Annotated in this window: 10 protein-coding genes and 2 rRNA genes (1 of these 12 only partly in view); 8 read left to right on the forward strand and 4 right to left on the reverse strand. The window is 60.2% G+C overall.

Annotated elements, in window-relative coordinates:
• Positions 1-54: 54 nt before the first annotated feature.
• From I6L44_RS12425 to glnE, 8 genes are all read left to right on the forward strand, one after another.
• Positions 55-660, forward strand: a complete 606-nt coding sequence (locus I6L44_RS12425; RefSeq protein ID WP_216951986.1) for a DUF2076 domain-containing protein — start codon at positions 55-57, stop codon at positions 658-660.
• Positions 661-864: 204 nt separating this feature from the next.
• Entirely contained in the window at positions 865-1,053 is a 189-nt protein-coding gene (locus I6L44_RS12430) for a hypothetical protein (protein ID WP_216951987.1), read from the forward strand.
• A 155-nt stretch (positions 1,054-1,208) separates the two neighbouring features.
• Positions 1,209-2,066 (forward strand): lytic transglycosylase domain-containing protein, encoded by an 858-nt coding sequence (locus I6L44_RS12435; protein ID WP_216951988.1) that lies wholly within the window; start codon positions 1,209-1,211, stop codon positions 2,064-2,066.
• A 107-nt stretch (positions 2,067-2,173) separates the two neighbouring features.
• Positions 2,174-3,004 (forward strand): 5'-methylthioadenosine nucleosidase, encoded by an 831-nt coding sequence (locus I6L44_RS12440; protein ID WP_216951989.1) that lies wholly within the window; start codon positions 2,174-2,176, stop codon positions 3,002-3,004.
• A gap of 188 nt (positions 3,005-3,192) precedes the next feature.
• Positions 3,193-4,860 (forward strand): energy-dependent translational throttle protein EttA, encoded by a 1,668-nt coding sequence (gene ettA / locus I6L44_RS12445; protein WP_005338959.1) that lies wholly within the window; start codon positions 3,193-3,195, stop codon positions 4,858-4,860.
• Between the two features lie 93 nt (positions 4,861-4,953).
• Positions 4,954-5,283 carry a hypothetical protein gene (locus I6L44_RS12450; RefSeq protein WP_216951990.1) on the forward strand — a complete coding sequence of 110 codons (330 nt, stop codon included), beginning with the start codon at positions 4,954-4,956 and terminating at the stop codon, positions 5,281-5,283.
• A 264-nt stretch (positions 5,284-5,547) separates the two neighbouring features.
• On the forward strand, positions 5,548-6,891 hold the full coding sequence (locus tag I6L44_RS12455) for an NCS2 family permease (RefSeq protein ID WP_005343409.1): 1,344 nt from the start codon (positions 5,548-5,550) through the stop codon (positions 6,889-6,891).
• Between the two features lie 187 nt (positions 6,892-7,078).
• Positions 7,079-9,952 carry a bifunctional [glutamate--ammonia ligase]-adenylyl-L-tyrosine phosphorylase/[glutamate--ammonia-ligase] adenylyltransferase gene (gene glnE / locus I6L44_RS12460; protein WP_216951991.1) on the forward strand — a complete coding sequence of 958 codons (2,874 nt, stop codon included), beginning with the start codon at positions 7,079-7,081 and terminating at the stop codon, positions 9,950-9,952.
• A gap of 173 nt (positions 9,953-10,125) precedes the next feature.
• On the opposite strand, the gene I6L44_RS12465 is transcribed toward glnE, so the two are convergent.
• From I6L44_RS12465 to I6L44_RS12480, 4 genes are all read right to left on the reverse strand, one after another.
• Positions 10,126-12,288, reverse strand: coding sequence for an AsmA family protein (locus I6L44_RS12465; RefSeq protein WP_216951992.1), 2,163 nt, complete (start codon positions 12,286-12,288; stop codon positions 10,126-10,128).
• 132 nt (positions 12,289-12,420) lie between these two features.
• A complete protein-coding gene (locus I6L44_RS12470) occupies positions 12,421-12,927 on the reverse strand; it encodes an NUDIX domain-containing protein (RefSeq protein WP_216951993.1) in 507 nt (168 codons plus the stop codon).
• A gap of 182 nt (positions 12,928-13,109) precedes the next feature.
• A 5S ribosomal RNA gene (rrf, locus tag I6L44_RS12475) occupies positions 13,110-13,224 on the reverse strand.
• Between the two features lie 122 nt (positions 13,225-13,346).
• Positions 13,347-14,200 (reverse strand): 23S ribosomal RNA (locus tag I6L44_RS12480) (it continues 2,036 nt past the right edge of the window).

The following is a 14,200-nucleotide window of genomic DNA, read 5'->3' on the forward strand; positions in this document are numbered from 1 at the left end:
GCGGGTTTTAGGATGGCTGAACGCACTGTCTGCGCACCATAGCGAGGATTTGAGATGCAATCACAGGAACAGGGTCTGATCGATGGACTGTTCGACCGCCTCAAGCAAGCGCAAGTCAGGGATAGCAAACGAGACCCACAAGCGGATCAGCTGATCCGCCAGCATCTGGCCCAGCAGCCCGATGCCCCCTACTACATGGCCCAGGCGCTGCTGATCCAGCAGGCAGCCCTTACCCGCCTCAACGATCGAGTCAAGGAGCTGGAGGCCAGCCAGAACAGTTCGAGCGGCGGCAGTTTTCTCTCCGGCCTGTTTGGTAGCGAGAGCAGCACGCCCCCGCGCTTTACGCCGCCACCGGCAACCGCGCCTGCCCAGCCCGCGTCCCGTGCCAGCTCCTTTTTAGGGGGCGCCCTGCAAACCGCAGCCGGGGTTGCCGGTGGCGTGATGCTGGCCGACATGATCGGCGGACTGTTTCACAGCAACCGGCCCGAGGAGATCATCGACATCATAGAGCCAGCGCCCATCGCCAATCCGGTCGATGCGGAACCGGTACGCTGGGACGGCTGGGATTCACCTCCCGATGTTGGCAGCAGTTTTCTCGACGACGATAGCCAGAGTAGCGGCTGGGCCGACAGTGACGATAACAACGGCGGTTTCTTCTGACCGTCAAACCATTACTGGCCCCGTATCTGGCGGGGCCCAACTCGATACGAACCCCATGACTATGGAAAGTGTGATGACACCACGGATCGGCAACGGCATGACGCGATATACTCAGCGCGCTTCGTGCCACCCGGGAACAACTCCCGACCCCAGGCGCTCTGTCCGTGGCCACGCAACACCCCCATGACGACAAGGAGCCACCTCATGATCCGAACCCTGCTTTTGACCGGTACCGCCATTGCGGCCTATGCCCTGACCCAGAGCCACTCTCTGCTTCCCCTGCTCAGCCTGCTGGCCCTGCTTTCGCTCTGGGTTGTCAGCGAAATTGGCAGCTTCTATCGCACGCTTCCTCCCACGGTGCTGGATGAGCAGGAGTATCACCACGACTTCTAACCGGATGAAAAATGGTGTGAAACTGTCGAGATGCCGTTAGTTCCATACCGTTTTGCTCTCTGAAATCAACCGGCTATAACAACAGGATCCACTGGGTTCGTGGCGATAGCAGCCATGTTCCTCTATATCTTCTGTACTCAAACAGGAGATAACCCATGAGGCACATCAGCGAAAACGGACTGTTTTTGCTGCTTTTTTTGTCGTTGTTACTGGCAGGTACGCCGCGGGCGATGGCACAAGGCAGGGATTTCAGACAGGCCCCCAAGGCGCTGACGGCGATCAAGCAGGGTCAAGTGGCCCAGCAACACGGCAATCTGCAAAAGGCCATCACCCTCTACTGTGTCGCCGCCAGCACTGGCAACCCAGAGGGATATTTCCGAATCGGCCGCCTGCTCGCCACCGGCCCAGCCTCAGTGCGCAGCGCCAAGCTGGCCAACAGCTACCTCGCCATGGCAATGCGCCTTGGTAACCGGCAGGCTGCCCGCTACTACAACGCTCGCATCGGCAATGCCCCCATGGGTGATCAGTGCGGCATCGGGATCCGTGGCGGTCAGGGTGGCTATCTGGCCGGGCTCCCTTCCACCCCCTTCAATGTCGACACCTGGGTGGCCCGCCAGCCTCCTGCCAAGCAAGAACTGGTCACCATGCTGCGCCACGCCGCCAAACACCATAAGGTGGATGCCCGGCTGGTGCTGGCGATTGCCATCGCCGAATCCAATCTCAACAGCCGTGCCGTTTCACCCAAGAATGCTCAGGGGCTGATGCAGCTGATCCCCGAAACCCAGCAGCGGTTTGGTGTCACTCACCCCTTTGATCCGGCACAGAACATCAAGGGAGGCGTCAGTTATCTCAAGTGGCTGGATCGCCGCTTCGATGGCGACTGGGTACTGATCTCGGCGGCCTACAATGCCGGGGAAAAAGCGGTGGAACGCTATGGCGGGATCCCACCCTATGACGAAACACAGGAGTATGTAAAACGGGTGCTCTACTTCGCTGGCCACAAGCAGCCCTGAGGCCATTCATCAGCATGTCCGTTACTGACAAAACACGCACCAACGTTGCGCAACCGTTTTCCTTTCGGTAGGATCCGGCGCTTTCTCGCCAGCCCTACAGGTATCCCATGAATATCATCAAACGCTGTTCGCGCCTGCTCACCCTCTTTGCCCTCCTCTCCTCCAGCGTGATGGCGGCCACCCCGGCCCCCATCCTGATCCAGGGGGCGATGGACGTCGAAGTCGAAACTCTCGTTGCCGCACTGAAAGACAAGACGGAGCTGACTGTGGGGGCCTGGACATACTGGCAGGGTACTATCTCGGACTATCCGGTGGTCATCTCCCGCACCGAGGTGGGTCTGGCCAATGCCGCTGCCGCCACCACGTTGGCGATTGAGCGTTTCAAGCCGCGTCTCATCATCAATCAGGGTACGGCAGGAGGCCATGATCCGGCACTGCACCGGGGCGATATCGTTATCGGCACCAAGAGCTTCAACATGGGAGCCTATCGCAGTGACCTGATGCCCGCCGAGCAAGGCGTCGATCCGAGCAAATGGCACAACTTCGAGGTCACCATGCGTCTGCGCGATAACGGCAAGCTGGTGGAGCACAGCTCGTTCGCTGGCGATCCCGAGCTGATTGGCCGCGCCCTCGGTATGGCCGATCGCTATCGCCACGGCCGAGTAGTAGGCGGCATCATTGGCACCGCCGATGAGTGGAACCGACAGGTAGCGCGCATCAACTGGCTGCATCAGACCTACCAGACCGCCGCGGAAGAGATGGAAACCTCCTCCGCCGCCCTAGTGGCTGAGGCCTACAAGGTACCCTTTGTCGGCATCCGGGTACTCTCCAATACCGATCTCCACGGTGAAGAGTTTGACCCGCAGACTGCCATCCACTGCCAGCAATTTGTCATTGATTACGCAAACGCGCTGATCAACAGTTTCCACAAGGCATAAGGCCCTATAAGAGGCCGTCATGACAGGCGGCCTATCTTCCCCCCCCCCATCTTTGCCCCCCCTTGCCCATTGGTTTACAATCGGAACGTTTTTTGGAACCGGGTTGACCTGTGTCGACCTGGCCCCACCACGACATCAGTCTGTTAATGCCAAGACATTAACCTGCTGAAAAGGAAGAGAATTAGCCAATGGCTCAATTTATTTACACCATGAACCGGGTCGGCAAGGTAGTGCCGCCCAAGCGTCATATTCTCAAGAACATCTCCTTGAGCTTCTTCCCGGGCGCCAAGATCGGCGTGCTGGGTCTGAACGGCGCCGGTAAATCGACTCTGCTGCGCATCATGGCGGGCATCGACACCGAGATCGAAGGGGAAGCCCGTCCACAGCCCGGCATCAAGATCGGCTACCTGCCGCAGGAGCCGAAGCTGGAGCCGGAGCAGACCGTACGCGAAGCGGTCGAAGAGGCCGTTGGCGAGGTGAAACGCGCCATGGCCCGCCTAGACGAGGTCTATGCGGCCTACGCCGACCCGGATGCCGACTTTGACAAGCTGGCCCGCGAACAGGGCGAGCTGGAAGCCATCATCCAGGCCCAGGGCGGCCACAACATGGAAAACCAGCTGGAGCGCGCGGCCGATGCCCTGCGCCTGCCGGCCTGGGATGCCAAGATCAAACACCTCTCCGGTGGTGAGCGCCGCCGTGTGGCGCTCTGCCGTCTGCTGCTGGAAAAGCCGGACATGCTGCTGCTGGACGAACCGACCAACCACCTGGATGCGGAATCCGTGGCCTGGCTGGAGCGCTTCCTGCACGACTATGAAGGCACTGTTGTGGCCATCACCCACGACCGTTACTTCCTCGACAATGTGGCAGGCTGGATCCTGGAGCTGGACCGCGGCGAGGGTATCCCGTGGGAAGGCAACTACTCCTCCTGGCTGGAGCAGAAGGACGCCCGTCTGGCGCAGGAAGCCAGTTCCGAGGCGGCCCGTCGCAAGTCCATCGAGAAAGAGCTGGAGTGGGTTCGTCAAAACCCGAAAGGGCGTCAGGCCAAGTCCAAGGCCCGTATGGCTCGCTTCGAAGAGCTCAACACCAACGACTACCAGAAGCGCAACGAGACCAACGAGCTGTTCATTCCGCCCGGACCGCGCCTCGGCGACAAGGTGGTGGAAGTGGCCAACCTGCGCAAATCCTACGGTGATCGGGTGCTGATCGACGATCTGTCGTTTGCCATTCCGAAGGGTGCCATCGTCGGCATCATCGGCCCGAACGGTGCCGGTAAGTCGACCCTGTTCCGCATGATGTCGGGTCAGGAGCAGCCGGATTCCGGCGCCATCACCCTGGGTGAAACCGTGGTGCTGGCCTCTGTCGATCAGTTCCGCGACAGCATGGATGACAAGAAGACGGTCTTCGAAGAGGTCGCTGACGGTCAGGATATCCTGCGCATCGGCAACTACGAGTTCCCGAGCCGCGCCTATATCGGCCGCTTCAACTTCAAGGGTTCCGACCAGCAGAAGCGGGTTGGCGAACTCTCCGGTGGTGAGCGCGGTCGTCTGCACCTGGCCAAGCTGCTGCAGACCGGCGGCAACGTGCTGCTGCTGGATGAACCGACCAACGATCTGGATATCGAAACCCTGCGCGCCCTCGAGAACGCCCTGCTGGAGTTCCCGGGTTGTGCCATGGTCATCTCCCACGACCGCTGGTTCCTCGACCGTATCGCCACTCACATCCTGGACTATCAGGATGAGGGCAAGATCGAGTTCTTCGAAGGTAACTTTACCGAATACGAAGAGTGGAAGAAGAAGACCTACGGCGCCGAGGCGATCCAGCCCCATCGCGCCAAGTACAAGCGCATCGCCAAATAAGGCTGACTGCGTGTTGAGGGGAGCTCCGGCTCCCCTTTCTGTTGTCTTTTGGCTTACAATCCTAGACGGATGCCTTTGCATGGATGTAGCACGATGACGACCCCCATAGAGAAAAAACTCACCATCCAGATCCGGGTTGAACCGGGTTGTCTCGGGCCGGATGGCAAGACACATATAGAGACCTTCTGTGCCGCTGCTGCCAAGATTTTTGCCGCCGTGGAGCCCGAGCTGGTGAGCTGGGTGCTGATCCCCCGCTATGACAAGCAGCTGCCGGAGCAAGAGTTCTTTATCGAGGGGCGCAAGCTGACCGAAGAGCAGGCAAGCCTGTTTCTGCGCCGCTTCGGCCGTGAACTGGGTGAAGTGCAAGACCGGCTCGACTCGGTGCTGGCCCAGCTGGTCGAGCGCTACTTCAAAACCCTTTAAGCCTCCAATTTTCGATAAAAGGTTCTCTGCTGAGAACCTTTTTTCATGCTCAAAAAGCAAACGTTTGAATTTTTACTCTATTCATTGATCTGCTTCGCAGATCCGGGGTTTGTAAACGGCGCCGCCTGTGTAAAAATGTGCGCGCCGTCACGGTATCAGGACGAGTCTGGTTACTTAACCGCCAGAAACAGGGCAATTTACCCCGCATGGATGGGATAGCCCGTTCCCCTGCTGCTTATTTCACGTCACCTATTGGAATCCAACATGAATCAACAACACCAAGCTGCCAATCAGGCCGCCGGGCAAGGATTGCTTGAGCGCCTGTTTGCCCTGCAAGGCCATGGCACTACCGCCCGCACCGAAGTGATCGCAGGTATCACCACCTTCCTGACCATGGTCTACATCGTGTTCGTCAACCCGCAGATCCTCTCTGCTGCGGGCATGGACACCCAGGCCGTGTTCGTCACCACCTGCCTCATCGCCGGTATCGGCAGCATCCTGATGGGCCTGTTGGCCAACCTGCCGATCGCGCTGGCCCCCGCCATGGGCCTCAACGCCTTCTTCGCCTTCGTGGTGGTCGCCGGCATGGGTTACTCCTGGCAAGTGGGCATGGGCACCATCTTCTGGGGTGCCATGGGTCTGTTGATCCTCACCCTGCTGCGGGTGCGCTACTGGCTGATCGGCAACATTCCGCTCACCCTGCGGGTTGGCATCACCGCCGGTATCGGTCTGCTGATCGCCCTGCTCGGCCTGCACAACGCCGGGATCGTTGTGGCCAGCCCCGCGACCATGGTGACCGTGGGCAATCTCACCTCCCTGCCCTGCCTGCTGGGTCTGCTCGGTTTCTTCCTGATCTGCATCTTCTCCGCCCGCGGCGTTCATTCCGCCGTGCTGATCGCCATCGTGGTCACCACGGGTCTGGGCTGGCTGTTTGGCGATGTCACCTTCAAGGGCTTCGTCTCCATGCCCCCCAGCATCGAGCCAGTGTTCGGCCAGCTGGATCTGATGGGTTCGCTCGACATCAGCCTGGCCGGCATCATCTTCTCCTTTATGCTGGTCAACCTGTTTGACTCTTCCGGCACCCTGATCGGCGTCACCAACCGCGCCAAGCTGGCCGATGACAAGGGCCACTTCCCGCGCATGAAACAGGCGCTGATGGTCGATAGCGTCAGCTCCGTAGGCGGAGCTTTCATGGGCACCTCCTCGGTTACCGCCTTTATCGAGAGCAGCTCCGGCGTCGCCGTCGGCGGCCGTACCGGTCTGACCGCCATCGTGGTCGGCCTGCTGTTCCTGCTGGCTATCTTCTTCTCTCCGGTCGCCGCCATGGTGCCGGCCTATGCCGCCGCTGGCGCCCTTATCTATGTGGGCGTGCTGATGTGCTCCGAGCTGACCCGGGTGAAATGGGAAGATCTGACCGAAGCAGTACCGGCCTTTATGACCGCCGTCATGATGCCGTTCAGCTTCTCCATCACCGAGGGGATCGCCGTGGGCTTTATCTCCTACTGCGTGATGAAGGCGGGCACCGGCCGCTGGCGCGAGATCAACCCCTGCGTGCTGGTGGTGGCCCTGCTGTTCGTGCTCAAGTTCGTCTGGGTCGATAGCCACTGATAATGACCAGCGCAATCCGATGGGCTCCCGACAAGGAGCCCATTTTTATTTGCCGGATCATGCTTCTCGCCCCTGCGCTGTGACGCGGGGGCCTGACAGTGCTAGATTGGCAACCACCATTTTGAACCGGCAGCGTTGTTAACCCCGTGTCGTTAACCAGCTGTCGTGAACCACAAGGACGGCAACCGTGGCCCAGCACTCTCCCTCTTTCTCTGCCCTCTCCCCCCTGCTGCAAGAACAGGCCGAGCGCCAATGGCAACGGCTGATCGAACTGGCCCCCGACTATGGCAACCAGCCCGAGCCCGTTCGCCAGCCCCTGCTGACCCTGCTTGGCCTCTCCGATTTTGTCGCCGACTCCCTCTTCAAACAGCCGGAGTTGCTGACCGAGCTGCTCGCCTCCGGAGAACTGGATCAGGCCGAACGCTGGCCCGCCTACCAACGCGATCTGACCGCCCTGCTCGCCGAGGTAAGCGATGAAGAAGCGCTCAAGCGTATCCTGCGCCAGTTCCGCCGCAGCCGCATGCTGGTGATCGCCTGGCGCGAACTGCTGGGCCACTCTGAAGTGGAAGAGAGCTTTATCCACCTCACCAAACTGGCGGATGCCCTGATCTGCTCTGCCCGCGACTGGCTCTACGCCAAACAGTGTGGCGAGCTGGGCACCCCGATGGACGGCAATGGCAACCCGCAGCCGCTGCTCATTCTCGGTATGGGCAAGCTGGGTGGTGGCGAGCTCAACTTCTCCTCGGATATCGACCTTATCTTCACCTTCCCCGAGAACGGCTACACGGTTGGCGGGCGACGCGAGCTCGCCAACCAGCAGTTTTTTATCAAGCTGGGCCAGCGCATCATCAACGCCCTCCACCAGCCCACCCAGGATGGTCAGGTGTTCCGGGTCGATATGCGCTTACGCCCCTTTGGCGATGCGGGCCCGCTCGCCATCTCCTTCGCCGCCATGGAGGATTATTACCAGCACCACGGCCGCAACTGGGAGCGCTACGCCATGGTCAAGGCGCGGGTGCTGGGCCCCCAATGCGAGCACGCAGTGGAGCTCGCCGAAATGCTGCGCCCCTTCGTGTTTCGCCGCTATATCGACTTCGGCGTTATCGACGGCCTGCGCCAGATGAAGGCGATGATCGCCGCCGAGGTGCGCCGCAAGGGGCTGGAGGGCAACATCAAGCTGGGGGCTGGCGGCATTCGCGAGGTGGAGTTTATCGCCCAGGCGCTGCAACTTATTCGCGGCGGTCGTGAACCGGCGCTGCGGGTGCGCCACCTGCCGGAGGCGCTGGCCGCCATCGCCCAATGTGGCGCCCTCGAATCTGCCCATTGCGATCGCCTGCTGCAGGCCTATCGCTTCCTGCGTCGGGTCGAGAACATCTTGCAGGAGATCGGCGATCAGCAGACCCAGACCCTGCCCACCGAGGAGCGGGATCGCCAGCGGCTGATCGCGGCTCTGGGTTTTGCTGACTGGGGCGCCTTTATGGCTCATCTCGATGAGGAGATGGCCGCCGTCCATCAGGAGTTCGCCGCCGTGGTGGGGGAAGAGAAAGAGGCACCCGCCCATCTGGAGCAGCTCTGGCTCGATCTCTGGCGCACCGAGCTCGACGCAGCCGAGCTGGAAAAATTGCTGACTGCTCAAGGGGTCGTCGAGCCCGCTCCGCTCTGCGCTGCCCTGCTGCGCTTCAAGGAGGAGTACAAGCGCCGTCAGGTGGGGCCGCAGGGGCGCATCGCACTGGACTGGCTGATGCCGGAGCTGCTGCGGCTGGTGGTCGCCAGTGAGCAACCCGCCTGCCTGTTCGAGCGGGTATGCGAGCTGCTGACCCGCATCTTCACCCGCAGCGCCTATCTGCAACTGCTGGCGGAAAACCCGGGCGCCCTGCGCCAGCTGGTACGGCTGTGCGACGCCAGCCATCTGGTGAGTGAACAGCTGGCCCGCTACCCCATCCTGCTGGATGAGCTGCTCGATCCCCAGCACCTCTACCACCCCACCCCGCTCGATCAGTACAAGCCCCAGTTGCGCCAGTTCCTGCTGCGCATCCCCGAGGAAGACGTGGAGCAGCAGATGGAGGCGCTGCGCCAGTTCAAGCAGGTGCAGCTGCTGCGCATCGTGGCGGCCGACATCGCCGGCGCCCTGCCGCTGATGAAGGTGAGCGACCACCTAACCTGGCTGGCGGAGGCGATCACCGAAGAGGTGGTCAATCAGGCCTGGGCCCAAATGAGCGAGCGCTACGGGGTGCCGCCCGAGGTGGCAACCAGCGGCCAGCGCGGCTTTGCGGTAGTGGCCTACGGCAAGCTGGGCGGCATCGAGCTCGGCTACGGCTCGGATCTGGATCTGGTGTTCCTGCACGGTGGCGATCCCAACAGCTACACAGATGGTCGCAAGCCCATCGACAGCCGCCAGTTCTACCTGCGCCTCGCCCAGCGGATCCTGCACCTGTTCAGCACCCGCACCCCGTCCGGCATCCTCTACGAAATAGACATGCGGCTGCGTCCCTCCGGCGACTCCGGCCTGCTGGTCTCGTCCCTCTTGGCTTATGAGCAGTATCAGCAAAACGAGGCGTGGACCTGGGAGCATCAGGCGCTGGTGCGGGCCCGCCCCATCTATGGCGATGACGCCATCGTTGCCGAGTTTGCCCGCATCCGCCGCGATGTGCTGGCCAAGGAGCGGGAGCTGCCGACCCTGGCCCGCGAGGTGCGCGAGATGCGCCACAAGATGCGGGATCACCTGCTCAAGGCGGGGGCTGGCGAGTTCGACCTCAAGCAATCCCCCGGCGGCATGGTGGATATCGAGTTTATCGCCCAGTATCTGGTGCTGGCCCACGCCTGCGGCGAGCCCGATGCCCTCACCTGCTGGTCCGATAACGTGCGCATCTTCGATGAGTGCGTCATGGCGGGGGTGCTGACCCTGGAGCAGGCAGAGGGGCTGAAACAGGCCTATCTGGAGATCCGTAACCTCGGCCATCGCCTCAATCTCTCGGAGATCTCCCGCAAGGTGAGCGACGATCAGCTGCAGAGTGAGCGCAGCCATGTCCTCGGCGTCTGGCAAACCCTGCTGGGGGAGTAATTCCCGCCAGCGGCAATGAAAAAGGGCCCGCCTGAAGCAATTCGGGCGGGCCCTTCCCTATAGAGTTGCCAGGCCAATGCCTAGTCCGATACGACACTCACAGAACGGTCTCCACAATAAGAAAGAGCCCGCACGGGGCGGGCTCTGCATGGGGATAAAACGAAAGGCTGGGGCTATTTGAACAAGCCCTTGAGCAGCTGGTCAGCCACCCCTTTGACGGCTTCATTGTCGGCCTTGTCCCCCAGCAGCTTCTTGAGGCCGCGTTCGGCCTCCTTGCGGGCTTTATCCTCCAACAACTTGTTGTTGCTGAGCAGCGCCTTCACGTCGAGCTGGTAGCTGGGGGCTTGCCAGTGACCGCCGATCCGCACCGGAATGGTGATCTCCTTGAGCTCATCCACATCCTTCCCTCCCTGCCCCTTGCTGCTCTCGACGATGGAGGTAAGGAACAGGAAGTCGAGGCTTTCCGTCACCAGCGCAGTCTGCCCCTCCCCCTTGACCCGCAAGGCCGGGGCAAAGAGCTGGATGTCGTTGCTGCGGGCGACGCCATCGGCAATCTGGAAGCTGGCGGTCAGGGCGCTGAAGTCGGTCTTGCGCACCTCCTTCACCTGCTCGGCCCCCTTGCCGGTGAGGGTGGCCCGCGCCTCGCGGATCATCTCCGGCAGGTTGATGCCATGCAGGGCGCCGTCGCTCAGCTTCAAGGTCACCTTGCCCTGCATCCCGTTGCGCAGTGCCAGCACGGAGAGACCACGCCCCTGCACCTGCACATCGAGATCGCCCTTTCCCTCCAGCAGATCGCTCTGGGCCAGAGTCTGCAGCAAGGGACGAATGTTCACCCCAGTCACCTGCTTGTGCACCTTGTAGGTGGCGGGCTGCTGGCGTGCGTCGAGTACCCCGTTCGCGTTTACCTGACCGCCTGCCACGGTCGCGCTGAACTGTTTGAGCGTCAGCAGTCCCTTGGCCAGAGCCACCTGCAGATCGACTGCGCCAAGATCCAGCCCTTTCAGGCGCAGGCTGCCAAGTTGCAACCGACCATCCAGATCCACACCTTTGAGCGCACCCAGATCCGGTTCAACCGCGGAGAGGGCTTCGCTCTTGCCGGTTACCGCTTTATTGTCACTTGCAGCGGCACTGGAAGCACCGGCCGCCGGTTTGTCCTCTTTCGCCTGTGCGGTTGTGGTCGGTGCCGATTTGGCGAGCCATTTGTCGAGATCCAGCTTCTCCCCCTTGAGATCGAAGCTGATCGAGGGAACAGCGCCAAGCTGCACGGTTCCATCACCACTCAGCAGCGTCTCATCGGCACTCATCACCAGCTTGCTCAGGGTAATCAACTGCTTGTCGATCTCGGCGCGGGCAAAGCCGGCCAGTTTCAGCTTCATCTGCGGGCGTGGCAGCGCATCACCTTCCAGCGCAGCCGTCAGCACCATATCGGAGAGCTCGGCCAGCTTCATCTCTTTATCGAGCCTTCCCTTGAGTGTTCCTTCCAGCGAGCCAGCCAGTGAAGCTTGCTGCCCCTCTACCTTGGCACCCTTCAGCGCCAACGTGAGGTTGCTCCACTCACCAAGGGCCAATCGGTCTCCCTTGATGGAGAAACTGTCGAGTCGCAGGGATGGGTCACTCAGACTGCCACTAAGGCTCAAGTCTTTCAGTTCACTGGCCATCACCTCCTGCGCCAGCTTGATTTGGGTCTGCCCTTTAACATCGAAAGCGAGCTTGTCGGCACTCCCCTTAGCGTCCAGCGTCACGGGTACCCACTGACCGGTGGCCAGCTGCCCCATATCGAGATCGAGGCGATCCAGTCGCAGCGACGTGCCGCTGCGATCATCCTGTACCAGCGCACTGGCCTGGGAGAGCGCGACCCCCTGCAAGCTGATCTGCCAGGGCTTGCTATCAGCGGTTGGCGCAGGGGTTGCGGGGACGACCGGTTCGCTTGCATCAGCAGCGGCATCTTTGATCAGTCCGCTCAGATTGGAGCTGCCATCCGCCTTGGTCTGGATAAAGAGATGGGCGCCACTCAGGGTCACCTTGCCGATCTCCATACGATGGGAGAGCAGCGGCAACAGGGCCACCGAGGCCTCGCCCTGCTCGAAACGAACCAGATCCGGTTCGGCAAAACCGGCCGGATTGCGCAGAGCGACCTTCTCCAGCGAGAGGCCGAGACTCGGCCAGAAACGCCAGTCAATCTCCCCCGCCATCACCAGCTCCCGGCCTGTGCTCTTGCGCACCTGTTCAGCCAGTTGGGGCTTGAATTGATTGGGGTCGATAAGGCTTATCAGCGTCACTATGGCCAGCAAGGCCGCCACGGCGATGCCGAGCAAGATGAGAACTATCTTCTTCACGATATGCTCCTTGAATCCGGATCCACTGCTGACTATACCACTCACCGTCTGACGAATGGCGTCTGCGGGACAAAAGCGGACAAGGATGAGACAGGGATGGTCGCTGCCAATCCCCATCGTCATCAGCAGGGATCAGGCTTGCAAAGAGGATTGCTGCAGCCGCGCCACCGCGGTGCGCGTCGATTGGAAAGCAAAGCGGGACAAGGGAATATCGCTGATCTTCAGCCACTGACAGGCGGCCACATCATCAGCTGGCTGGATGACCGGTTTTTCACTCAGCCTGATGGCGAAGAAGGTGTCACAGGTGTGGTAGGTGATACTGTCGTAGGGATAGATATTGGGGTATGAACCAAGATAGGTAAAAGGTTGGGCGCTGACATTGAGCCCCAGCTCCTCCTGCAATTCCCGCACCAGCGCCCCCTCCAGCGACTCGCCGGGATCGACAAATCCGCCCGGCAGATCCAGCAACCCCTTGCCAGGATTACGGGCACGCACCGCAACCAGCACCTCGTCCTGCCAGCAAAGCGCCACCATCACAGCCGTCGCCACATTTTGGAAAAAATGAAAACCGCAGCCACAGCGAAACTCTTTAGGGCTGACGCTCTGCAGGGTTTGACCGCCGCATTTTGGACAAAACATGGGCTATCTCCGACGAAATAAAGCACCATTTTACGCTGTTGTGACCGTTTTTTATGAGTAAAACCGACGGGGAAGACTAGGCATTCAAAGGGAGAGGAATAAAACGGGACAATTATCAGACGATTTAATAAATTGCATGCAACAAAAAACCCCGCTCGATGAGCGGGGTTCTTAAATTTGGTGCCTGGCAGTGTCCTACTCTCGCATGGCGAATGCCACACTACCATCGGCGCTACCGCGTTTCACTTCTGAGTTCGGCATGGGATCAGGTGGTTCCACGGCGCTATGGCCGCCAGGCAAAATCTTAATCTAGAAAGCTGACGTGAATAACAACTTGGCTAGTTTGCCTTGTCACTATCACTGAATTTGAGTAGTTCGTTCTATTTGCTACAAGCCTTAGAACACTTCTTGGGTGTTGTATGGTTAAGCCTCACGGGTAATTAGTACGGGTTAGCTCAATGCATCGCTGCACTTACACACCCCGCCTATCAACGTTGTGGTCTCCAACGGCCCTTTAGGACCCTCAAGGGGTCAGGGATGACTCATCTCAGGGCTCGCTTCCCGCTTAGATGCTTTCAGCGGTTATCGATTCCGAACTTAGCTACCGGGCAGTGCCACTGGCGTGACAACCCGAACACCAGAGGTTCGTTCACTCCGGTCCTCTCGTACTAGGAGCAACTCCCTTCAATCATCCAACGCCCACGGCAGATAGGGACCGAACTGTCTCACGACGTTCTGAACCCAGCTCGCGTACCACTTTAAATGGCGAACAGCCATACCCTTGGGACCGACTTCAGCCCCAGGATGTGATGAGCCGACATCGAGGTGCCAAACACCGCCGTCGATATGAACTCTTGGGCGGTATCAGCCTGTTATCCCCGGAGTACCTTTTATCCGTTGAGCGATGGCCCTTCCATTCAGAACCACCGGATCACTATGACCTACTTTCGTACCTGCTCGACCTGTCCGTCTCGCAGTTAAGCTGGCTTATGCCATTGCACTAACCTCCTGATGTCCGACCAGGATTAGCCAACCTTCGTGCTCCTCCGTTACTCTTTGGGAGGAGACCGCCCCAGTCAAACTACCCACCAGGCACTGTCCGCGAGCCCGATTCAGGGCCCTGCGTTAGAACATCAAACATACAAGGGTGGTATTTCAAGGACGGCTCCAGCGCAACTGGCGTCACGCCTTCAAAGCCTCCCACCTATCCTACACATGTAGGTTCAATGTTCAGTGCCAAGCTGTAGTAAAGGTTCACGGGGTCTTTCCGTCT

The organism is Aeromonas sp. FDAARGOS 1414 (assembly GCF_019047065.1).
GTDB classification, from domain to species: domain Bacteria; phylum Pseudomonadota; class Gammaproteobacteria; order Enterobacterales; family Aeromonadaceae; genus Aeromonas; species Aeromonas veronii_A.